At 45.0% G+C, this 21,631-nt stretch carries 15 protein-coding genes; 5 read left to right on the top strand and 10 right to left on the bottom strand.

Annotated elements, in window-relative coordinates; translation table 11 throughout:
• Window positions 1-39: 39 nt before the first annotated feature.
• The 4 genes from AZI85_RS04790 to lnt all read right to left on the bottom strand — a co-directional run bounded on the left by AZI85_RS04790 (window position 40) and on the right by lnt (window position 6,410).
• Entirely contained in the window at window positions 40-789 is a 750-nt protein-coding gene (locus AZI85_RS04790; protein ID WP_063243009.1) for a hypothetical protein, read from the bottom strand.
• A 215-nt stretch (window positions 790-1,004) separates the two neighbouring features.
• Window positions 1,005-2,480 (bottom strand): lipase maturation factor family protein, encoded by a 1,476-nt coding sequence (locus AZI85_RS04785; protein ID WP_063243008.1) that lies wholly within the window; start codon window positions 2,478-2,480, stop codon window positions 1,005-1,007.
• An 11-nt stretch (window positions 2,481-2,491) separates the two neighbouring features.
• Window positions 2,492-4,822: an endonuclease MutS2 gene (locus AZI85_RS04780; RefSeq protein WP_063243007.1), complete on the bottom strand. Its 2,331-nt coding sequence runs from the start codon at window positions 4,820-4,822 to the stop codon at window positions 2,492-2,494.
• Entirely contained in the window at window positions 4,800-6,410 is a 1,611-nt protein-coding gene (gene lnt / locus AZI85_RS04775; RefSeq protein WP_253720846.1) for an apolipoprotein N-acyltransferase, read from the bottom strand. The genes AZI85_RS04780 and lnt overlap by 23 nt, the downstream gene beginning before the upstream one ends.
• Before the next feature lie 211 nt (window positions 6,411-6,621).
• On the opposite strand from lnt, the gene AZI85_RS04770 reads away from it, so the two are divergent.
• Window positions 6,622-7,278, top strand: a complete 657-nt coding sequence (locus AZI85_RS04770; protein ID WP_172795297.1) for a hypothetical protein — start codon at window positions 6,622-6,624, stop codon at window positions 7,276-7,278.
• Window positions 7,279-7,293: 15 nt separating this feature from the next.
• Here the strand turns inward: AZI85_RS04770 and AZI85_RS04765 are convergent, their stop codons facing one another.
• A complete protein-coding gene (locus tag AZI85_RS04765; protein ID WP_063243004.1) occupies window positions 7,294-8,673 on the bottom strand; it encodes a S8 family peptidase in 1,380 nt (459 codons plus the stop codon).
• A gap of 197 nt (window positions 8,674-8,870) precedes the next feature.
• Here AZI85_RS04765 and AZI85_RS04760 point away from each other — a divergent pair, with 197 nt between their 5' ends.
• Window positions 8,871-9,377 carry a hypothetical protein gene (locus AZI85_RS04760; RefSeq protein WP_155723928.1) on the top strand — a complete coding sequence of 169 codons (507 nt, stop codon included), beginning with the start codon at window positions 8,871-8,873 and terminating at the stop codon, window positions 9,375-9,377.
• Window positions 9,378-9,434: 57 nt separating this feature from the next.
• On the opposite strand, the gene AZI85_RS04755 is transcribed toward AZI85_RS04760, so the two are convergent.
• The 4 genes from AZI85_RS04755 to clpS form a co-directional block, all read right to left on the bottom strand.
• Window positions 9,435-11,645, bottom strand: coding sequence for a lytic transglycosylase domain-containing protein (locus AZI85_RS04755; RefSeq protein WP_063243002.1), 2,211 nt, complete (start codon window positions 11,643-11,645; stop codon window positions 9,435-9,437).
• An 83-nt stretch (window positions 11,646-11,728) separates the two neighbouring features.
• Entirely contained in the window at window positions 11,729-12,625 is an 897-nt protein-coding gene (gene htpX, locus AZI85_RS04750; protein ID WP_063209230.1) for a protease HtpX, read from the bottom strand.
• A gap of 66 nt (window positions 12,626-12,691) precedes the next feature.
• Window positions 12,692-15,019: an ATP-dependent Clp protease ATP-binding subunit ClpA gene (gene clpA, locus AZI85_RS04745; protein ID WP_063243001.1), complete on the bottom strand. Its 2,328-nt coding sequence runs from the start codon at window positions 15,017-15,019 to the stop codon at window positions 12,692-12,694.
• Window positions 15,016-15,369 carry an ATP-dependent Clp protease adapter ClpS gene (clpS, locus tag AZI85_RS04740; RefSeq protein ID WP_253720845.1) on the bottom strand — a complete coding sequence of 118 codons (354 nt, stop codon included), beginning with the start codon at window positions 15,367-15,369 and terminating at the stop codon, window positions 15,016-15,018. Before clpS ends, clpA begins: the two co-directional genes overlap by 4 nt.
• Window positions 15,370-15,585: 216 nt before the next feature.
• Between clpS and AZI85_RS17930 the strand changes: the two genes are divergently transcribed.
• The 3 genes from AZI85_RS17930 to dnaJ all read left to right on the top strand — a co-directional run bounded on the left by AZI85_RS17930 (window position 15,586) and on the right by dnaJ (window position 18,127).
• Window positions 15,586-16,185, top strand: coding sequence for a type IV pilin protein (locus AZI85_RS17930; protein WP_063243000.1), 600 nt, complete (start codon window positions 15,586-15,588; stop codon window positions 16,183-16,185).
• Window positions 16,186-16,188: 3 nt separating this feature from the next.
• Window positions 16,189-16,875, top strand: coding sequence for a hypothetical protein (locus AZI85_RS04730; RefSeq protein WP_253720844.1), 687 nt, complete (start codon window positions 16,189-16,191; stop codon window positions 16,873-16,875).
• 133 nt (window positions 16,876-17,008) lie between these two features.
• The gene (dnaJ, locus tag AZI85_RS04725) at window positions 17,009-18,127 is read left to right on the top strand and encodes a molecular chaperone DnaJ (RefSeq protein WP_063242999.1); all 1,119 of its coding nucleotides are present in this window, start codon (window positions 17,009-17,011) and stop codon (window positions 18,125-18,127) included.
• Window positions 18,128-18,272: 145 nt separating this feature from the next.
• Here the strand turns inward: dnaJ and AZI85_RS04720 are convergent, their stop codons facing one another.
• Window positions 18,273-21,278, bottom strand: a complete 3,006-nt coding sequence (locus AZI85_RS04720; protein WP_063242998.1) for a DUF3857 domain-containing protein — start codon at window positions 21,276-21,278, stop codon at window positions 18,273-18,275.
• Window positions 21,279-21,631 lie beyond the last annotated feature (353 nt).

Genomic DNA, 21,631 nt, shown 5'->3' with positions numbered 1-21,631 from the left:
GAGGGGGATCACCCTTTTGAAGCTTCTTCTTTTTTCTTATTAGAAGCAGTAGTTGTTAGCCATCGATACGAACTGAGATGTTGTGTAACCTTGGTTCAAGTAGCTTGCGAAAGGGTGCAAGTTTTTAAGGACACCAGCGCGAGCTGTTCCTGTTGATTCCAAAGCGTAGTCCGCAGGGTTTGCGTAGAACGCTGGAAGAAGGATGTCTAGAGCGTTCAATGATTTGTTTGTGCTTAAGTCATAGTTTGTCACTTTAAGAACATCGTATTCACCTTGAGTGTCTTTTAGATCAACCAAGATATTTACAGCGCTGAAGAAAGTTTGTGGATCCGTAACACCTAAAGCAGAAGCTACAGTTGCAACATCAGACCATCTCATAGTTTTCATCCAACCAGTCAAAGCTTGACCTGTTGTTGGGTGAACGATGATGAATTGAAGTGGAGTGTTATCCAATTGAGTGCTGCCTGAAGAGTTTGCCAACCACTTCCACATAGAGATGTATGAAGAATCGCTTTTGAAAGTCGCAGGCAATGAAGTCAAGCGAGCGTAGACAAAGTCCATGCGAACATAGTTGCTATTGTCAGTGTATGCTTTTAGTTTTGCAGTGATGTCGTTAGCAGAACGTTGGTTGCAGTAAGCTACAGACTTCGTTGAAGATGAAGTGCCTGTATCTACCACGCGGCTAGAAAAATCCGAAGATCCCGCAGTGTTTGAAGATCCGCAAGCTGTTAATAGTGCAGTTGCAGTCAGTACCAGGATCGTTGTTAGAAGTTGTTTTGAATTTTTCATATAGCCCCCTATGCCATAGTACTAAAGCAATGGTGGTGCCATATTTCACTCTGAAACAAAGTTGATTTCGACGTGTTTTCAATGACTTGCAGAACGCAGGCTTCTCACAGTGAAACGATCTCAAAGTGGTCCGTCAAACTTATAGGGGAGTGCCGCACTTGGAGTGTCACTTTTGCGTAAGCGTTCTCAGGCTGAGACGAAACGAAAGTCTGCGCTTAAAGACTTTCTGCATTTTTCTGAGAGCTTTCGTCGTCTGTGAATTCTTCTCTTTGAAAGACCGGACCGTAAGGAGCAATAAGCTCTCGGGTCCACCAGACGCCGTCTTTACGAAGTTCGGCAAAGCTCGAAAACTTATATTCATAGCGAAGAAAACGAAGGGCTTTGGGAGGCTGTCCTTTAAAAGGGTCTTTCTCAAAAAGCATCAACACATCTTGAGAACCTTCGAAAATACGTGTGAGCAGATTTTGCAGCCACAAGTTTTCGTTGAAAGACTCTAAAGCTGCAAACCACATCTGCCAATCTAGGCGTGGCTGGTGAGGAGCCACAATCGTGGGAAATTTTTTAAGAGAAGTGGGCTTGTGTTTAAATTCATAAGTTTCCCAATGAACTCCATCATTGCTTCCTTCTAAAACAAGCTCGGGTCGCACGCGAGTCATCACTGCGAAAAGCCCGTACGGATTGCAAATTCGGAACGGATAGAAAAAGCGCATGTAAGGAAGCATGAAGTCCCACATCTTCGATTTTTCTGCCAAACTTTTGGCAATCCAAAATAAGGAAGAGGGAACAACAAGAATAAGTGGTACCAATGCCATGACTGTGGACACCGGAGTATTCTCGACCCAATTAATCTTAAATCCCCATGTTGAATCGGGAAGTACTCCTAAGCAAAGGCCGATAGTTAAAATATTAAAGAAGCCATAGTTGCCAGTAAGGATGATAAGAATCTGCAACGTGATTAGAAGAATAACGGCGGCTGTTTGCAGAGGGCCGGGATAGAAAATAAAAAATGGCGTGACGAGTTCGATAAAGAACATGGCCATGGTGCAAAAGCGCAGAACACCCGAAGGCAATTTATGAACAAAGTAGGCTAGCGGGGTCGGTAGCGGTTGTGTCCAGAAGTGGAAAGAAAGCGCCGACAGATCTTTCCAATAGGGATCTTTATTTGCCAGCTTTACTACTCCCGAAAGGAACATCAGCTTGAAAAGCAGAAAGAGCACCATGAAGTATACAATGGGATGCAGAATGTGCGCTCCTAAAGGCAGCCACTCCCAAGCAAACGGTGCAAAGAAAAGTCCTAAAAATCCAAACTCTAAAAGCAGACTGTCCCACTGGTAACTGAGAAAGAGCTGTCCGGCGCTAACAAACGAAAGATAACAGACAAAGCAAATAAGAAACATAATGCTTTGACTGAATCCTAAGAATGCCAGCGAAGCCGCCGTCATGCCGATGAAACAAACCGCTTTCAAAGCCAGATCCGAAGAGGCAAACCAGAACACCGACGGCACGTGGTAAAATCTTTCGGCGCGCATCTCTTTATCTAAAAGATTCAAAAGATGGTCGATCGACAGAATGCCCTGGCGTCCATAAAGGCCTAAAAGCTGAGGCAGAAGCGAAAGAAAGGCGATGAAATAACAAAGACTCAACGTCTTAGAAAATATCCAGCTAGAGATGTTGTAGTCTGTTAATAACATAGAACCTTTAATTAAGCTTCGCCGATTTCAACCCAGGTAATACCGTCGCCACCACTTTCTGGTGAACCGGCTTTCCATTTTTTCACATAGATGGAACGTGATAAGTAAGTGCGAACCGCTTTTTTAAGGGCTTCAGTGCCATGGCCATGAATGACTTTCAAACGGTCTTCACGCGAAGTCGCCGCTTTATCTAAAGCCACTTCCAGTTCTGACAAAGCATCTTCCACTGTTTTTCCGCGCAAATCCAAAGTGCGATCTTCATCGGCTAAAGCCACCGTGAAAGAAGAACTTTGACGAACCAATTGCGATGTCGGGTTTTGCGGTTTTCCAGGAGGTTTTAAATCCTGCCAGTGAAGTTGCAAACGCACAGAACCTGAAAGAACCAAGACTTCGCCTTTGTTATTCGGCGTGCTTTGTACAATACCATCCGAACTTAAAGTCGGAACATAGACTTTGGATCCTGGCGGGAATTTTTTTGCAAACTCTTCCGCGTTTTCCGGAGCCCCTGGAGTTGTAACCGGTTTTGCTTTAACGATTTCAGGTAGCTTGTATTTGATTTCTTGCAAAGCCGTGTGGCGTTTGAAAGTTTCTGTGACTTTCGCCTGAGCAATGGCTTCTTCGACTTTACGCTCGGCTTTTTTCAAAGTTCTTTGCAGCCACTCTTCTTTATCTTTATTGAACTGCTCTAACAAGCCTTCGTACTTGCGTTTTGTTTCTAAGGCCTTGTTCGTTTCTTTTCTTAGATGATCTTGCAGAATGCTGATATCTGATTTGAGCTGTTCGATTTGCTCTAAGCCCTCTAGGCGCGCACGAGTCGCGGGCGCTAGAACTTCCAAAGCTCTTTGTACGATGGCTTGCGATACACCCACGCGTTTCGCAGTTTGAATAGCCAAAGAATCGCCTGGAATACCCGCGATAAATTGATAAGTCGGGCGACCCGTTTTAGGATCGTACTCTAAGCTGCCATTCAGAACGCGCGTTTCTTCGTCCCATCCGGATTTCAAAGGCCCTAAGTGCGAAGTGATAACGGCAAAGACGTTGTTTGAAGAAAAGCTTTCAATAAAGCTTCTTGCCAGGGCACTTCCTTCTTCTGGATCAGTGGATCCGCAGATCTCATCGATCAGAATAAGATTTTCACGGCCTTTCATAGCCGCTGCTTTGCTTAAGATTTTTAAGTGAGCCGCAAATGTACTTAATTCTTCATCAACACTTTGCGCGTCTCCAATACCGATAAGAATATCTTTAAAGAATGGAAGCTTCGAAGTTTCGCTGGCACAAATAGGAAGACCACAACGGGCCATTTGTGCTGCAAGACCGATGGATTTCAAAAGAACTGTTTTACCGCCGGCATTGGGACCACTTAGAAGTAAGATCCCTTTTTTGCCCTCAAGAAGGACCGAGTTTGAAACTACTTTCTTGCCGGAAAGCTGTAAAAGCGGGTGACGAGCTTCAATCAATTCTAAAGAGTCGATAGAAAACTCAATCGGGTGTGCTTCCACCAAAGTCGCAAACTGCGCTTGAGAAAAACGCACGTCGGCGTCTTCCAGAAGTTCGCGTGTGATTTCAATTTCACTGGCTTTAGACGAAAGATATCTTGAAAGCTCGGTCAAAAGTCTTTCGATCTCATCTTCAATTTCGACTTCAATTTGGCGCAGACGATTGTTCGTCGGAATCACGGTTTCGGGTTCCATGAACACAGTTTGTTTTGTCTGTGAAGAGCCGTGAATAACTCCCGGTAAGTGATGTTGCATGCCGCTGCGAACAGGCAAGACCCAGCGACCATCGCGAGTCGTCACGTACTTATCTTGAAGTACGTTTTCCATGTTGTGAGCTTTAACCAAGCGATCCAGCGTCGTTTGCACTTCGCGAGCCAGACGTTCTTTTTCTTTGTAAAGACGGTACAGAGTTTCACTGGCGTCAGCGCGAATTTCTCCGCCCGGAGTCAGAATTTGATCGATTGCGGATAAAGGCTCATCGGCTTTCATCACGCTGCTGGCTAATTTCTGTGCCCAGTTGTTTTCAACCGTGTTTAAAGCTTCTTTCAAAGCCAAGGCTTCTAAGCAGAAACTGCGCACGTCTTTGATTTCTAAAGTTTTTAAAACGGCGTGCTTTTTTAGGCGGGTGATCCAGGTGGAATAAAGATCCAAGCTTTGCATGAACGGGCGGATACCTTGGTTCAAAACTTCTGTGGCATCGGCGATTTCTTGAAAGCTTTGGTAAGCTTGTTCTTTTGAAGCCAGTGGTTTTGTTTCCATCACGGCTTCACGGCCGGCTTCACTCGTCGCGTGCGAACGAATCTTTTCTAAAATTTCTATCCAATCAAGAACGACGAGATCTTGCATGAAGAGCTCCTGTAATAATCAAAGTCAGTAGGGCGGCAATCAAAAGAACCCAGTCGAAGTGGCCCCACTTTGTGTAGAAAGTCACCGGCGCATTCTTCAAATACTTTATCACGAACTGACCGCTCCATTCCTTATGAAGAGGTGATTTTTGTAGAACATCACCATTTGCAAGGACGGCCGTACTAATTCCGGTATTTGTTGAACGCACCAAAGGTCGGCGCACTTCAATTCCGCGCGCCAAAGTCATATAAAGATGTTGGTAAGGCTCGGCATGATCTCCGAACCAAGAGTCATTTGTGACATTCACCAAAATGTCAGAGCCTTTTTTCGCTAAGCCGCGAGAGAATTCAGGATAAAGTCCCTCGTAGCAAATCTGCCCACCCCAGTGAATCTCTTCGCCGCGGAAGTTCCAAGTCATGACTTCGGGACCGTTGCCGCGACCGAAGTTAGAAACGAATGGCAGAAGTTTGAGTAGGAACGGGAAGCGCTCACTCAAAGGCAGATATTCCCCGAAAGCCAGAAGTTCAGTTTTGCGGTAAGGATGATCTAAGTTATTAGTCTGAGCATCGACAAGGAAAAGGCCGTTGTAAGTCGACGTATCCACTTTTTCATCGGTCTTTTCATCTTTGGAGTAAGCTCCCGTGATCAAAGGTTTTCCGAACTGAATCAGGCCGGCCTTTAAGATTTCCGTGTGTTTGCGGCCCAGAAGGTGTTGATCCAGGTAGTCAGGAAATGCTGTCTCGGGCCAAACAAAAATATCCGTGTCGGGGAACTTTTGGTGAGCTTCGGCGGTCAGGCTCACAAACTTATTAGTGATAGCTTCTTGGTAGCCTTTGCCTTGTTCGGCATAAACTTTTTCAAGATTTCCGATATTGGCTTGAACGATCGTCGCTTTGATTTCTCGATCAAAGCGGTTCCAGTTTTTTCCATGGAAGTGACCGATGCCCACTAATGCGGCAAATGACAAAGACAGAAAACTTAATTGGGTCAGAGCTTTTTTGACGAAATTTTGCTTTAGCCAAATGTAACCCACCCAGGCATTGAAAAGTAAAACGACGGAGGATAGACCTAAGAAGCCAATGAGGTCCGCCAGGTGATAAGTCGGAATTTTCGCCCAGAACAGAGTATAACCAAGATTCCAGTCAAAAATCACCGGCCACACGCGCTCGAGCAACGATTGCAAAATCGCGATGATGAAAAGGCTCGGGCCCGCGCCCAGCTTGAATTTCAGGCGCAACCACGTCCCGATCGCCACCGCGACAGGAATGTAAAGATGCATGAACGCACAAAAAAGCAGCAGCGCTACGACAGAAACTGACCAGGGAATTTGCCCGAACTCGTGAGCGGTGTAGGCAATCCAATAAAAGCCAATCATGCTGAGCACGAACTGTGTAATCCACGCGGCCCAGAATGAATTCTTCACGGATTTACTATCTTCGACAGCGTAAAGCCAAAGCGGAGTGTAGCAAAAGATTAAAGCCCAAGGAGGAAAGGGAATGTAGCTTGTGCCTACAAGAATTCCCGAGAGAATCGCCCAACGAAATTCGTAGGCTTTCTGCTTGAAAAATTGAATCGTTCTCTTCATCATGGTATTAGTAACACAAAGAGTGAGTGAGTCCACTGTGAATTTATCAACGAAATTGAAAATCCGATGTCCATCTTGCGCGAAACTTTATGAGGTTTCTTGCGACGATATTCATTCGGAAACGCCACTATTTCAGTGCATTTCTTGCGAGACAAGATTCAGTTTCGAATATCCTCCTACAGATCTTCAGAATGTGGCCTGCTTTGCGGTTTCAATGACAGCCACTGAGGCTCCCAAAGAAGAAGAAGTGGCCCCTGTGGCTGCTGCCCAGCATCATCCGTTGGAGACATATTCGGCAGAACCGGGTTCTCACGAAATGAAATCTTGCCCGAAGTGTGGCGCCTTGAACGGCCGTCGCGCGAAAGAGTGTTACTCTTGCCATGTTCTTTTTGAACGTCTCGAAGGTTTGCCTAAAGATCCAAGCTTGAAGGCACAACCAAGTCTTGTTCGTAAGTGGAAGAACTTGGTTGAAAACTTTGAAAATGAGCAGCTTCACGATGAGTTCATCCGTGCTTGTCATGAATTGGATGCTCTTCGCTTTGCAACTTTGAAGTATGAAGAGCTGAAAGCCGCGCAAGGCGGGGATCCGCAATGTGATCAGATGATCGCGCGAATCAACAGCCTGATGATGGTCGGTTTGTCTCAGAAGCCTGTGGCAACTGTTGGTAAAGCTCCAGCAGCAGCTCGCCCGAAATGGCAAAAGTACATGTACTGGGGACCGTTCGGCCTTAGTGCTTTCTTAATTCTTTTAGGAATGATCAATCTTGGTCACCGCAACTTGATCGGTGTCGGTGTAGCGTTGGCATTTATGTCAGCGGGATTGATGATCATGATTCGCGGAAAGATTTCTCTTTCCGACTTCGTCGACTAATTTAGCAGGGAAGGGTTAGAACCCTTCCGAACCTTGTTTCGTACCTAGCTTTGATGGACGAGATTTTGGACCGATGGCATCGATCAAGGATCTGCCGAATTGGCTCATCTCTTTCGCTGTGGGATCAATGCCGTTTTCAAGATCACGATTTCGTTTTTCATTTGGGTCCGCAGTGAAGAGCTTCATGTTTTGCGTATTCACGGCCACCACACCCGTTGCAGAAACACCCTGATCTAGAATCGTCAGTGCTTTATAAAGATTCAACTGACGAGAAGTTCTGGTTTTTGAAGCGAGCTGTGATTGGGCATCGCCAGTAGCTAAAATGTACTTCTTCACATCTTCCGCTTTAAATGATTGCTTGTGAGCCATCGTCAAAGCTGCAGCACCTGTCACAAACGCGGTGGCTTGCGAAGTTCCAGTCATATACCCGTAAGCATTACCCGGAAGACAAGAAAGAATATTCTGTCCTGGAGCTGCAATGTCGACAGTCTCAATCCCATAGTTTGAAGACGCCAACACTTGCGTTGATGGGTCAATCGCCGTCACCGAAATGATGTTCTTCAATTTATAATCGGCCGGGTAGTAGTGGAATTGGTCCGAGTTCGAACGCTCATTTCCTGCCGCCGCGACAAAAAGAATTCCCTTTTTCTCGGCTTCGGCAACAGCGTCATACTCTTCTTGAGAGAACTCCGTCCCACCACCAGAATAATTGATGATGTGGGCCCCCATTTTTACGGCGTAGCGAATAGAAGCCACCGTGTTTTTCAAGTTGTCGGTGCCGGGAACTTTCGGATCGTAATACTTAAGAATCATCAAGCTGACTTCCGGAGAAATCCCCGTGATACCTTTGTTGTTCCCAGCTTCCGCACCAATGATTCCGGCAATGTGAGTCCCGTGACCGTGGTTGTCGTCGAGTTTGTTATTGTTAGAAACAAAGTTCCAACCATAAACGTCGTCAACAAAACCGTTACCGTCATCATCGATACCGTTGGTTGCCTTATCGCGACCTTGAGCATCTAAACCTGTTTCGCCCGGATTTTTCCAAAGGTTTCCTTTTAAGTCCTCATGCTTGATATCAATACCCGTATCGATCACAGCCACCACGATATCGCGGCTGCCTTTAGTGACCGACCACGCGCGAGCGGCATCGGATTTTTTTAAACCCCAAGCTTGGCTGATCGCGGGATCGTTGAACAGTGCGCTCGGCTCGTCTTCAACTTTGTCAGTTTTAGACGTGATGAAAGAGTTTTCAAAAAGACGATCGCTGTCCTTTTTGCTGGAACTCTGTGTGCGGGAAGGGGAGTTTTCTTCAATGGAATAAAGGTAGAAACCCAATCCACCAAAGAACAATAAACCGACACAACATGCTGCAATCCACACTTTGCGAGAAAACATGAATGTTCCCCTTTCTAGACTAAAACTTATCGGAGATTTCCAGTCGGGGCATAAGGGAACCTTGGTCCTGTATCAATTTAAGACATATCCATAGATAATGAAGTCATCGCAAGGGCTTAGCTTTGAAAGCGTATTGATCGTGGCTTGATAAGCCTTCTCAGGTTAAAGGGCTTATGTCTGATTCCGAAGAGGTGAATATGAAAAAGCTTATCATCATTTCTTTAGTGGCGTTGGCAGGTTGCAGTCAAAAGGTGGGCTCTGGAGAGCTGGATTTAGGAAGTCTTTCTGAAGACATCACTTATCATTCCCAAACCGAAAGCACGCAAACCGCGGGAAGTTTCAGCTATGTACAGATTGAGCTCAAGGTCGATGGCACCTTCACTCAATCCGAAGCGGAATGGACGTCGCCTACTGTCGGTAAGAAATGCACCTTAACGGGAACTTGGACTGCGCCAGTCGCAGATCCTACGAGCGAAGTGGGGAATGAGTTGGTTCTTAACGTCACCCATGTAAATGGCGGCGCATTAGGTACTCCAGTAGAAAAACGTTACGAGTTGAAAGAGTTGACGGCAGACACTTTGAAAGTCGTTTACACCGCCGGCGCGGATGAAGTGGACATGACGAATGTGAATTACGTGACTTATCCGGAATACAGTTCCGCTGCGACGGGAAGTTTTACGGATGATACTTTTTGTAATCGTTAATTAATTGTTGGATCTAGAAATAAAAAATCCCGAGCTTTCGACTCGGGATTTTTATTTTTAAAGCTGCTGACTGATGCTTTCTTCTTTCACAATGTCTTTCTTCTTATTCGATTTCAAAGAAAGAAGTTCTTCGGGGAACGGTGTTCCTGAAGCCGTGTTTAAAAGTCTTTGATAGAAGATATAATTTCTCATCACCAATTTGATGTAAGCGCGAGTTTCTTCGTAAGGAACTTCTTCGATAAATTCAACAGAGTCTTCGCGGAAGCGGGTTTTCAACCAGCCGCGGATCGCGCTGTCATTGGCGTTGTAACCTGACACCGCCAAGATGAATTGATCGTCGTACTTTTTCATTAGCGACTTTAATTCAAAGGCTCCCAGAGGGATGTTGATCTCTGGTTTAAACAAGTCATTGGCTTCGGAATACTCCAACGAATTTCTTTTCGCCAATTGTTTAGCGACGCTTGGCAGAAGTTGCATCAAGCCGAAGGCATCGACCGAGCTGCGCGCTTCTGGATTAAAGGCAGATTCCTGACGGATGATCGCATAGATGAACGCCTGAGGCGTTCCGCTTTTATCAGAAGCTTGCGCGATGATGTCCGAGAACGGCTGTGGAAATAAAAGATCGGGATGATCGTTCAAGAGACGATCTTTAACAGAAGAATCCAATGCACCAATCGCAGAAAAGAGCGGCAGGTAAAGGCCTGTGCGCGCATAGCCAGAAGAAATCGCAAGCCAAGTTTCTTCGGAAGTCACTTTCTTCTTTTTTAAATCTTCAACCGCGATGTTCAGAACTTTTTCGGCAAAAGGTTTTTCGTCGACAGAAATCAACCATTCCGTCGTTAAACGCATTTGCGGATCAAGTTCTGAAACTCCGAGAAGGCTTAAGCCTTGAAGTTCTTTGTTGTCGATCTTAAGTGGCGTGAAGCTCTGTTTAAGTTCACGAACGGCCAAAACGCCGTAGTAACCTAGTGGATCTTCTTTAATCAAACCTTGAAGTTCATTTTGAGCGTCGGAATTTTTACCCAGCTTTTCTAAGGAACGAGCCAACCAGAAACGAGCACGTGATTTGTCGGCAGGGTCTTTCACAAGATCGCGCATTTGTTCAAAGCTTGTCTTCGCTTCTTCCCATTTCTCCAGCTTGTAGTAGTTCCAAGATTTCAACCACGCGATTTTATCGCGAAGGCCTGGTAAGCTGACCGGTTGTTGGTAGCTGGCCTCGAAATATTCAATGGCCTTTGTGAAATTGCCTTTTTCTTCGTCAATACGTCCTTGGATAAAATAAACTTCATCCATCGGATAGATTCCACGAAGCAGACGGTGAGTTTCGTTTAGAACTTTCACCGCTTGCGAAGTTTGATCTTCTGTCCAAAGCGTTTTAGCAAAAAGAACTTGGGCATCGTGATAGCGCGCAATCGCACGGCGATCTTTTTTATTTTTTTGGAATTGCTTTTTAGACCAATTCACAAGGTCAGCCGTCGCGTTGATATAATCCGAACGCTGTTGCGCTACCTTGTAAGTCTGACGAATGTTTTTCAATGTTTGGAAATACTCATCCGGCCCTGTTTGTTCTGACGCCAAGATTTTTTTGTAAGTCTTTAGCGCGTGATCGAACTCACGATGAAAGCGATAGTCTGAAGCGACGTTGCTTAAATCTTTTTCCAAAGGCAGGGGATTTAGACGTGGAGAGTTTTTGTAAAGCGCCGTTTGAATCTGCTCAATGTCTTCTTTGGATTCAGACTTCTGAGCCGCAAGAAGAGCTTTCAAGTAAAATTCTTCTTTGTTCTTCTTGTTGTTATCAAGGCGAGCTTTTTCAACATAGGCTGCCATATCGTCGCGCAAATCCGAAGTTTCTAAAGCCTCTTTAAGTTTAATATCAACCATCAGATCGCGATACCAAGGCACCGTGCTGCTAGGAAGCTCGGCTAAGGCTTTGTCGTTCACACAAGTTTCGTAAGCACGAAGCAACGCCAGATCATGAAGGGGAAAGTCGTTTTCTGAAGACAATGACTTAAAGCCCTCACAAGCCTCTTTAGGGGCCGTGGTCTTTTTAGCCATCGCCAACGTGTAGGTCTTCCACCAGCGAATATTATCTTCCTTAGCGCCCACTTCTAATTTTTCTAAATCAGAAACTGGAGCATTCTTCCATTTGCTAATGAAATTAGGAACGGGTGGAGTTAAGCGTTTGTCGATACGCGTGTCTAAACGCGATGTCGTTGCACAACCTAAGATGACGGAAAAAAAAGAGAAGGCGAGAATTATTTTCGGCATAACCCGTTTAGGTTATGCCGAATTGTGGAATTTAACAACCCTGACTCAGACGAAATATCAGGTTATTTAACAAAACGCGCCGCTTAGATACGGCCCGTTTGAAGAGCTTGGATGCGAACTTCAAGAGGCGGATGCGTCATGAACAATTTCGCAATTCCACCTTTGTCGCGATTTGAAATCATCAAAGTCGCAGTCTGACCTTCCTCTGGAGGAATAGGCAGATCATAAACTGAACGCAACTTTTGCAAAGCCGCAATCATATTCTCGCGAGAAGAGTACTTCGCACCACCGGCGTCCGCACGGAACTCACGACGACGAGAGAAGTAATTCACGACGATAGATCCCAATAATGTGAACGCGATGTCGCCTAGGATTGTCACCGCAAAGCGAACAATCTCACGGTAGCGCTCTTCCACGTTGGAAGCGACCAGGTTTGCCAAGATACGAGAGAAGAACATCGCAAAGGCATTCACGATACCTTGGATCAAAGTCATTGTGACCATGTCTCCGTTTGCGATATGCGCCACTTCGTGGGCAAGAACTCCATCAAGTTCTTTTTCATTCATTCTTTGCAAAAGACCTGTAGAGACCGCAACCAGAGAGTTGGACTTTGAAGGTCCTGTCGCAAATGCGTTGATGTCGACAGATTCGTAGATACCGACTTCAGGCATTTTTGAAAGTTGCGCACGACGAGCAAAGTCGTGGACTTTATTTACCAAGGCACGAAGTTCTGGATTTTGGTTGTTAGGTTCGATGATTTTCACACCATGGAACATTTTCGCCATCCACTTTGACATAAGCAAAGAGATGAAGGCGCCGCCCATACCCCAAACCAAACAGAATGCCATCAAGAATGGGATGTAAGAGTTAAGACCTGCAAGACCAAGGAATCGGCTCACAAGAGACCAAACGATTCCGATCGTCACCATGACAAGGACGTTTGTTAGAACAAATAAACCGATACGTTTTAAAAATGCCATTTATGCACTCCTTCTAGAGTCACCATTAATAATGATAACTCTAAAAGGAATGTCAATGCCATCACATCACGTCGTGACAGGTTGTTTTTGATTCTTTTGACCAGTGCCGTTAGGGGTGGTGCTAAAATGGAACTTCAAAATATCCTTTTCTAGTTCCACATTGACACGTCCTCCGTCGACAAGGCGTCCAAAAAGTAATTCGTCGACCAAGGCTTTTTTCAGATGCTCATCCACGGCACGCGCTAAAGGACGAGCGCCGTAAACTTTGTCGTAGCCTTTTTTCATTAGCCACTTAATTACTTCTTGAGAAACATTCAGTTCCACTTTTTTCTCGAGAAGAAGCATTTTCAGTTCGTCCACGAATTTTTGTGTGATCTTCGTAACCATGTCTTCAGAAAGATCACGGAAGGAAACAACCGCGTCCAAACGATTGATGAATTCTGGAGAAAACGCTTTTTTAATGGCATCCATAGAAAGCGAACTGCGATTTTCTTCAACCATGCCAATCGTCCCGCGCGAAGTTTCTAAAGCTCCGGCGTTAGAAGTCATGACAAGGATGACGTTTTTAAAGTCAGCGACACGTCCATTGCTGTCGGTGAGGCGACCGGCATCCATGACTTGCAAAAGAATATTGGTCACGTCGGTGTGAGCTTTTTCAATCTCATCTAACAAGAAAACTCCATAAGGATTTTTCGTCACGGCCTCAGTTAAAAGACCGCCTTCTTCGTAACCCACATATCCCGGAGGCGCACCGACTAAGCGAGCAACCGCATGTTTTTCCATGTACTCAGACATATCAAAGCGCTCAAAGTGAACGCCCAGAATTTGCGCGAGCTGACGACATACTTCGGTTTTACCGACACCTGTAGGGCCAGTGAATAGGAAGCTGCCAATAGGTTTATTAGGTCGACCCAAACCACTGCGAGAAAACTTGATACTTGAAACCAAACGATCGATGGCTTCGTCTTGACCGAAGATCAAAGCTTTTAATTTTTTATCAAGATCACGCAACTGCGTTTTTTCACTCGAAGAAATACTTGCGATCGGAAGACCCGTCATCTTCGCGATTGTTTCTTCAACTTCAGGAGCGTCAATCTTCACGTCTTCCGCATGTTCGAATTTTAAGCGGAAGTGGGCTCCCGCTTCATCTAAGACATCAATCGCTTTATCTGGCAGAAGTTTTCCGTGAATATGCTTCTGCGATAATTCTACAGCCGCACGCAAAGCTTCTTCTGTATATTGGACCTCGTGGAATTCTTCATAAGATTTACGAAGACCACGAAGGATTTTAACTGCATCTTCATTCGAAGGTTCGTTGATATCGATTTTTTGGAAACGTCTATTCAGCGCGCGATCTTTTTCAAAGTACTGACGGTATTCCACGTGAGTGGTGGAGCCAATACAGCTGATGTCGCCACTTGCAAGAGCCGGCTTTAACAAGTTGGAAGCATCCATTGAGCCCCCACTAGTTGCGCCAGCCCCAACGATGGTGTGAATCTCGTCGATAAATAGAATAGCGCCGGGACGTTTTGCGATGTCTTTCACGACAGCTTTCAAGCGTCCCTCGAAGTCACCGCGGAATTTTGTTCCTGCAAGCAAGCCACCTAAATCTAAAGAATAGATCACGGCGTTTTTAAGTTTTTCCGGAACATTTCCTTGCACGATTTTTTGCGCAAGTCCCTCGGCCACGGCTGTTTTACCTACGCCGGGTTCGCCGATCAGCAATGGATTGTTTTTCGTGCGACGACAGAGAACTTGAATGGTTCTTTCGATCACGTCTTCACGACCAATCAAAGGATCTAATTTTCCAAGTTTGGCTTTGTCATTTAAATTCACGCAGAAACTTTCAAGCGGAGAGCTGCGACCTTCTTCGTAAGATTCGCCTTGATACTCGCTTGAACGGGGAGCTGCAGAAGGAGGAATGTCGTGTTCCTTTCCGTCTTTTGTGATCCCATGGGAAATATAATTGATGATGTCAAATTGAGTAAGGCCTTGTCGCGCCAGAGCGAAAGTGGCGTGAGAATCTTGCTCGTAAAAAAGGGAAACAAGCAGACTGCCTTCGCTAATTTGATTGCGGCCAGCGCTCTTCATTTGGATGGCAGCACGTTGAATAAGACGGTGACAGGCGAGTGTGAATTCGGGAGTCCAGGAATCAAAACCACCATACGATGACAACTGGTCATCGGTGATTTGAGGAATTCCTGATTTCAGATGATCGCGCAAGTCCTGACGAAGTTTTTGCACGTTGACGGCGCAAGCTTCAAGGATCTCAACCATCAAAGGAGATTCAGTTAGCACCAACAAGATGTGTTCTAACGTCACGAATTCGTGATGGTGGCGTTTGGCGAGTTCAGTTGCTTCGGCGAGCTTCCGCTCAAGTTCGCGGCTCATCATGCTTCCTCCTCCAGTGTACTTTTTAGGGGATACTGATTGAGTTGCGCGAACTGATTGACTTGCATCACCTTCATTTCCGCAATCTCCAAGGAGTAGACCCCGGCGACACCTGCACCCTTCTTATGTACATCTAACATGATTTGCGTCGCTTGCTCCTCTGTTTTCGCAAAAAAACGACGCAATACAAGAACCACAAAATCCATCGGCGTGTAATCATCATTAAGAAGAATTACTTTATACATCTTCGGAGTGTCTAGTTTTGGGACGAGCTGGACGCCAGCCTCTCCCTCCGGACTCGAGAATGGATAATTGCTGCCGTTATTATTATTGTCGTTGTTTCCCATACTCATAAGTCTACTACCTCACGACTCAATTTGAGCACTCTTTAAGACTTGGCAAGTCGGGGGTCTTAAGAAAGCTATTCGTTAGTCGAGACTAGCTCTGAAAATGATGATGCAAACTCGGAGCGATTTATGGTGTCTGATTCGAGACAGTCACTTGCAATAAGCATATTCTTTTGACACACTTATGTGGGTAAGCAGAATTAAAGAACCATGGAGGTCTTAATGTTGTTCTCTTCTAAGAATTCTCAACGCGGTTTCTCGCTCGTTGAGTTGATGGTTGTGGTGGCAATCATCGGTATCCTCGCTGCAATCGCAGTTCCATCTGTAAATAAATATATGGCGAAAGCTCGTCAGTCTGAAGCTAAGACGAATTTGTCTTCATTGTATACGGCTGAGAAAGCTTTTTATTCTGAGTATAATACATACGACAGCCGTTTCGCGGCGGTTGGTTATACGCCTGAGGGTTCGCTTCGTTATAATGTTGGGTTTACTGCGGCGGGTAAGCAAGCGGGAGCTGCGGAAGGGTATACGTCAACACCAGCCAATGCTTCTATTTCAGCGCTTGGATATTGTGGTACTACCGCAGGGACATTCCAAAATGGTTGTACAATGTTAAACGGCGCGGGCGGTAGTACTATCGCTCCTGCTATCAATGATAACATGTGTGATGCGAGTCCCAGCGGAGTTGCAGCAGGGTGCCTTACTACGGCAACTACTTTCCAAGCAGCAGCAGTGGCTGTGATTCAAACTGACGGTGGTAATGATGAATGGGCTATCGACAGTTCAAAAGTTATTCGAAATACTTTGATTGGTATTCGATAGTTAATGAAGACTGCCGTTGAATCTTCTTTTGATTTCAACTTTAAAATCCCCAGTATCTTACTGGGGATTTTTGCTTTGGTGGTCATTGTCTTTTCCCAGTTCTTCGCGGCAAGTTCGTTAAAAAAGGAACGCGCGTTGATAGCGCCTCCGCCAAATCTTCAGCATTTTTCGTTTGGTTATAGTGAAGCTATGGCAGATCTTTTTTGGATTCGCTCTCTTCAAGACTTCGATTATTGTGATCAGCAAATCGCACAAAATGTATGTCGAAATAATTCATGGCTTTACAGCATGCTCGATACCATCACGAATCTAGCACCCAAATTTCGCATTCCCTATGCGGCCGGAGCATTGGCTTTAACCGTGATCATCACAGACGTTGATGGTGCGACAAAGATATTCGAAAAAGGCGTTAAAGAATTCCCAAACGATTGGCGCATCTCTTACCGCGCAGCTTATCACTACTTGTATGAAGTGAAAGATAACAAGCGCGCCGCAGAATTATTAATTCAAGCTGGTAAAAACGGCGCTCCTCCCTGGGTGTTCACCTTAGCAGGCCGACTGTACTCCGACTCCGGAAACACGGAACTCGCCGAAGCTCTTCTACAAGAAATGAAAGACACCCAACAAGATCCCACGCTGATTAAGCGTCTTCAGGACAAAATTGATTCGATGAAAGCCTCTTCTAAGTAAGAAGCATTGCGTCCAATGGCTTTTTAAAGCCGAACTCGCATAGAAAACTCAAGCAAGCATTGACGGATCCTCATTCGTCACCATATTTTGATTTGCACAGCACATTCAATAATTTAGGACACGAAAAACGAAAATGGCTCAAAGAGACTACTACGAAATTTTAGGCGTTGCCCGTGAAGCAGACCAAGACACGATTAAAAAAGCTTATCGTAAATTGGCGATGCAATTCCATCCTGATAAAAATCCAGGCAATAAAGAAGCCGAAGATAAATTTAAAGAGGCTGCCGGAGCTTACGAAGTTCTCAGTGATCCAGATAAACGCGCAAAATACGATCGCTTCGGTCACGACGCATTCACAGGTCGTGGCGGTGGTGGAGCTGGCTTCACCGATGTTGAAGACATCTTCTCTCACTTCGGTGATATTTTCGGAGACTTCTTCGGTGGAGGCATGGGCGGACAACAACGCCAACGCCGCGACAGAAATTCTCCACGCCGTGGCTCTGATTTAAGATACGTCACTGAAGTCACATTGAAAGATGTGATCACAGGTTTAGAAAAAGAAATCGAATTCGACACCGACAAAAACTGCGACGAGTGCAAAGGCACCGGCGCAGAAAAAGGTTCACAAGTCACAACATGTACAATGTGCGGAGGCTCAGGCCAAGTCGTGCGCTCGCAAGGTTTCTTCGCGATGGCTTCCACGTGCCCACAATGTCAGGGACAAGGAACCACAATCAAAAATCCTTGTAAGTCCTGCAAAGGCAAAGGCCGCGTCGCTGAACACCGCAAAATCCGCTTAAACATCCCTGCTGGTGTCGACACAGGCACAAGACTTCGTGTAGCCACAGAAGGTGAGGGCGGTTACATGGGCGGCCCTCCAGGAGATCTGTATGTAGAAATCCGCGTGAAGCCCCACAACCACTTCGAGCGTCGCGGTGATGACTTGGTCGCAGAGCTCTCAGTTCCGTACGTACAAATGCTACTAGGCGCAGAAATCGAAGTCCCAACGGTCACGTCAAAAGCGACGGTGGAAGTTCCAAAGGGTTCTCACCCAGGTGATACCGTGAAACTTCAAGGCGAAGGCCTTCCATCCCTGCGCGGAAACCGCCGTGGTGATATCTACTTCCACATCAATGTGCAGTTGCCTGATAAGCTAAACAAAGACGAAGAAAAACTTCTTCGCGAAATCGCAAAAGCCCGCGGGTTGAAAGTAACTCCAGAAGGCGGCGGATTCTTCGGAAGAAAAAAATAGGAAATTTGAAAGGGCCGAACGAATGTTCGGCTCTTTTTTTGTCTGAAAATGAAATATATCTGGCACTGCCATCGTGGCAGTGAAAAAATAAGTTAGATCAGAATTGTCCGCACTTCCACCGCGGAAGTCACCTCGGGATGAAAAATTATCTTTGTAAGTCCACCTCAGAGTAGTTGCTATAATTCACGTTCATATCCAAGGTGGCTTTTCCTGCGGGGGAACGAGTCCCCAGGATGACATCGATCTCCCTACTACTCATAAGAGTAACGTCTTTTGAAATTTCACCTTCTTGATTCGCCTTATCGTAATAAGTTTTGGCCTTCATCGCATAATCTTTATCTCCATGAAGCGAAGCACGTATTCGATATACCGCCGCCATAGACACCAGACATTTTCCGCAGGCTGGATAGTATGAAAGACCTTTACCGATATAGGCTTCGACATCTCGAAGAAGTTTTTCGCCGGCTTCGCTTTTTAAATCGGCGGCCGTGGTTTGCCGGCCATTTTTATAATATTCTAACGCTTTTCCCCTGTATGCCTCGGCGAGCGATTTTTTTGCCATTCCATATGGATTTTCTTTCATGATTGTTTCGCCCAATTGGATGGCTTCATCGTAGCGTTTGAGGTTACTCAACATCGACATTAGGTTTCCTTGGGTCCACGTATTTTCGGGATATAAAGAAATAGCTTGTTTGTAATAGGCAATTCCTTTATCGATCTCGCCTTTGTTGATTAAAATACCCGCGATATCTACTGATGAAGATGCTTTCTGACGAGGATTCTCTGCCAGTTGAAATGCCTTAAGATAGGATCCTAGCGCAACCTCATTCCTTTTCATTTCTTCCGCGATGGCACCTCCTAGCGTGTAAAATTCGTAGTTTTTAGGTGCGAGTGGATAAAGTTTTTGAAAATGAATCGTCATGTCTACAGGGTTTTTCTGAAAATAGGCGCTCCACACGCGTTGAGTTAATACAGTCGTGTCATTGGGGTAATCTGCTAGGAGCACCTTTAAAATCGAGTCGGACGCTTGATAATATTCTTTGCTGTCGATGAGATTGCTTTTATAGCCCACTCTGCGTATGGCGCGAAGCTTTTGAATTAAAGCGTCTTTATCCTTCGGATTCTGCGACAATAAGTTTTCCGTAATGTGATAGGCGTGTCGAGCGCTTGTTATTGAAGTTGGGCCGGATACTTCCATCAGCTCTTTGGCTTTCTTGGCGCTATAATCTTTTAAGCGAGTACTTAAGCTTTGACCGGGTTGAAGCTTGACCACTTCAACGGTCTGAGTAGCTGCGCAATCATAAAAAATATCTGAAAGGTGGGTGCTGAACTTGTCACTATTAATATCTTCTGCTTTCAACTCCGCATCGAAGAATTTACTTTGATCTCGAACTTCAAAACCAGTTTGCGTTTTAATAAAGGCTCTTTCGACTGTGAACCATGGAGTTAAAATAGTACATCCTTCTTGAAATCCGACGAAGTCATACCCATCCACTTTCAGGACGGTATTATCTTCGCTGGCTCCCTCGGTGTACATATCAGTTATCCTTTTGGTTCTGTTAAATACCGTGAGTCCGTTGAGTGTGAATGATAGAGGAGCACTGAAGTATAGTTTGCTATCCTTCGCTTCTAGAACACGGTCACCACTGGCTTTTTCGACACCTTTCAATTCTGTTGAAATTCTTGAATTGAAGTTCACTCCCGTATAATTGCCTTGGGCATCTTTTGGATCCGTTCTATTAAACGCCATTAGTATCTTTTTACTCACCTCTTTATTTTGAGAGTGTGCTATTTCAAGCACGGCTTTAGCAAATACACCAGTGAATCTAAAACTTGATGTCGTATCAGCTGTGTTGTCTTCCCGGATGTTATAGTTTTTCACCACTCGTATCGAATTCTGGCCCATTGATGGATATGGGATTCTTTCAAGGCCCGTTGCATTTGTGGAGACTTCAAGGGCATACGAACCAGTAATATCGCTAAACGGCGTAGAGGCATTACTTACAATATTGGTTGGGTCCACCCAGTATATAGATTGTCCATTTTTCACTTTAACAATTGCGTGATTGAATGCGTCTTGAAGTACCAAATTGAGATCTAACGGATCAATCGTATACATTCCTAATTGCGCACTTGGGGATTTTCGGTGAGTCAGGGCGACTTCAGCGCTAATTCCTAAATTGCGCAAGATTGCTACCGTCGCGATTGAAAAATCCTTACAATCTCCAGTTTTTAGCTTTTCGACCTCATTCAAGGGACGTGGTACAAACATTTTTTCAAAGGTTGTCCAGTCTCCCGAGTAAGTCATTATAGAAGCTAACTCGGAGGTAACAATGTTTATTTTCTCTTCGACCGAGTTCGCACTTTTAGCAAGGTCGGCAATTTTCTGGTAAGATGCGGGAAGCTTTTTAACTTCGAGTATTTTCTCATACTTTCCAGCGAATGATTTTAGGTAGTCCCGCCAGTTGTTTATTGAACTGATTTGTATACGGGTTGCGTTTTCTTTTCGGATTATGGGGCCGAATTCAATAGGAAGTTTGTAGAGGGAGCTTTTTTGTTTCACTCGAAGCACAAACTTTTCGTTTTCTTTAATGTTTTGGATTTCAAGATTCTTCCATGGATCGCTCATAGCGAAGAATATTGGAATAGCAGATTTCACAGTGAGGTGACCTCCGGCTTCTGGAACGCTCATTCCATAATTGTATTCTACAGAAAAATGACCTGGAATAAGCTGTTTTGTTTTTTTCTCCACAAACCGGTAGGTAATCGTGGATCCTACTTTTAAATTTGTAAACGGGATTACGACGTCTTTGTATGCGGCCAGCCCGCCTTCCGGAGATTTGGCAGCCTCGATACGAACAGTCTTTAGGTCAACCATTGTCTCAACACCATCGGTTATACTTGAAGCTCTGATAACTGTGATTTTAGTGGATTCAGGTAAGAATGGAATTTTTTTTAAGACTAGTGTGTTGCGGCCTTGTTCGTTAAGAACGCGCATCGAAGCTTCACTGGTAATAGTGTAAAGACCTTTTTTATCAACGTCGATGGTATCAACCATCGAAAGTATTTCATACGGAGCTACTGATAGCGGAGCCCAGTCGGCGAGTGCCATGGACTGAATAAATAAAGATAAGACTATATATTTAATCATGTTTATCACATCGGTGGTATTGCGAAACTCTTAATGATATCAAGATTATTTGACTATCCAGTCTCAAGTGGAGACACGAACGTTGTGCGATCTATGTATTTAAAAATAGGGGAGGAGCTCTAGACCCTGGCGCATAAATGTATGGAATTTCTAGTTTTAGGAAGTATGGAGATGGAAAAAAGATCAATATTCCACTGCCACGATGGCAGTGGAATATAAATCGGATTCAGAATTGTCCGCACTTCCATCGTGGAAGTAAAACAACGAGGTTGAAAAACCTGCTCTATTGAGAGATCAACGACTTAAAACTGTTTATGAACCGTTATTTTGGAACCGTAATCTAACCTTCAGTG

It is taken from the genome of Bdellovibrio bacteriovorus (assembly GCF_001592755.1).
Taxonomy (GTDB): Bacteria; Bdellovibrionota; Bdellovibrionia; order Bdellovibrionales; family Bdellovibrionaceae; genus Bdellovibrio; species Bdellovibrio bacteriovorus_E.
The sequence above is the reverse complement of the archived record's forward strand: the minus strand, read 5'-3'. Positions and strand labels throughout refer to the sequence as shown.

Excerpts from the sequence above, each read along its gene's own strand:
- AZI85_RS04790 (WP_063243009.1), bottom strand. The coding sequence starts at position 789 with ATGAAAAATTCAAAACAACTTCTAACAACGATCCTGGTACTGACTGCA.
- AZI85_RS04785 (WP_063243008.1), bottom strand. The coding sequence starts at position 2,480 with ATGTTATTAACAGACTACAACATCTCTAGCTGGATATTTTCTAAGACG.
- AZI85_RS04780 (WP_063243007.1), bottom strand. The coding sequence starts at position 4,822 with ATGCAAGATCTCGTCGTTCTTGATTGGATAGAAATTTTAGAAAAGATT.
- lnt (WP_253720846.1), bottom strand. The coding sequence starts at position 6,410 with ATGATGAAGAGAACGATTCAATTTTTCAAGCAGAAAGCCTACGAATTT.
- AZI85_RS04770 (WP_172795297.1), top strand. The coding sequence starts at position 6,622 with ATGACAGCCACTGAGGCTCCCAAAGAAGAAGAAGTGGCCCCTGTGGCT.
- AZI85_RS04765 (WP_063243004.1), bottom strand. The coding sequence starts at position 8,673 with ATGTTTTCTCGCAAAGTGTGGATTGCAGCATGTTGTGTCGGTTTATTG.
- AZI85_RS04760 (WP_155723928.1), top strand. The coding sequence starts at position 8,871 with ATGAAAAAGCTTATCATCATTTCTTTAGTGGCGTTGGCAGGTTGCAGT.
- AZI85_RS04755 (WP_063243002.1), bottom strand. The coding sequence starts at position 11,645 with ATGCCGAAAATAATTCTCGCCTTCTCTTTTTTTTCCGTCATCTTAGGT.
- htpX (WP_063209230.1), bottom strand. The coding sequence starts at position 12,625 with ATGGCATTTTTAAAACGTATCGGTTTATTTGTTCTAACAAACGTCCTT.
- clpA (WP_063243001.1), bottom strand. The coding sequence starts at position 15,019 with ATGATGAGCCGCGAACTTGAGCGGAAGCTCGCCGAAGCAACTGAACTC.
- clpS (WP_253720845.1), bottom strand. The coding sequence starts at position 15,369 with ATGAGTATGGGAAACAACGACAATAATAATAACGGCAGCAATTATCCA.
- AZI85_RS17930 (WP_063243000.1), top strand. The coding sequence starts at position 15,586 with ATGTTGTTCTCTTCTAAGAATTCTCAACGCGGTTTCTCGCTCGTTGAG.
- AZI85_RS04730 (WP_253720844.1), top strand. The coding sequence starts at position 16,189 with ATGAAGACTGCCGTTGAATCTTCTTTTGATTTCAACTTTAAAATCCCC.
- dnaJ (WP_063242999.1), top strand. The coding sequence starts at position 17,009 with ATGGCTCAAAGAGACTACTACGAAATTTTAGGCGTTGCCCGTGAAGCA.
- AZI85_RS04720 (WP_063242998.1), bottom strand. The coding sequence starts at position 21,278 with ATGATTAAATATATAGTCTTATCTTTATTTATTCAGTCCATGGCACTC.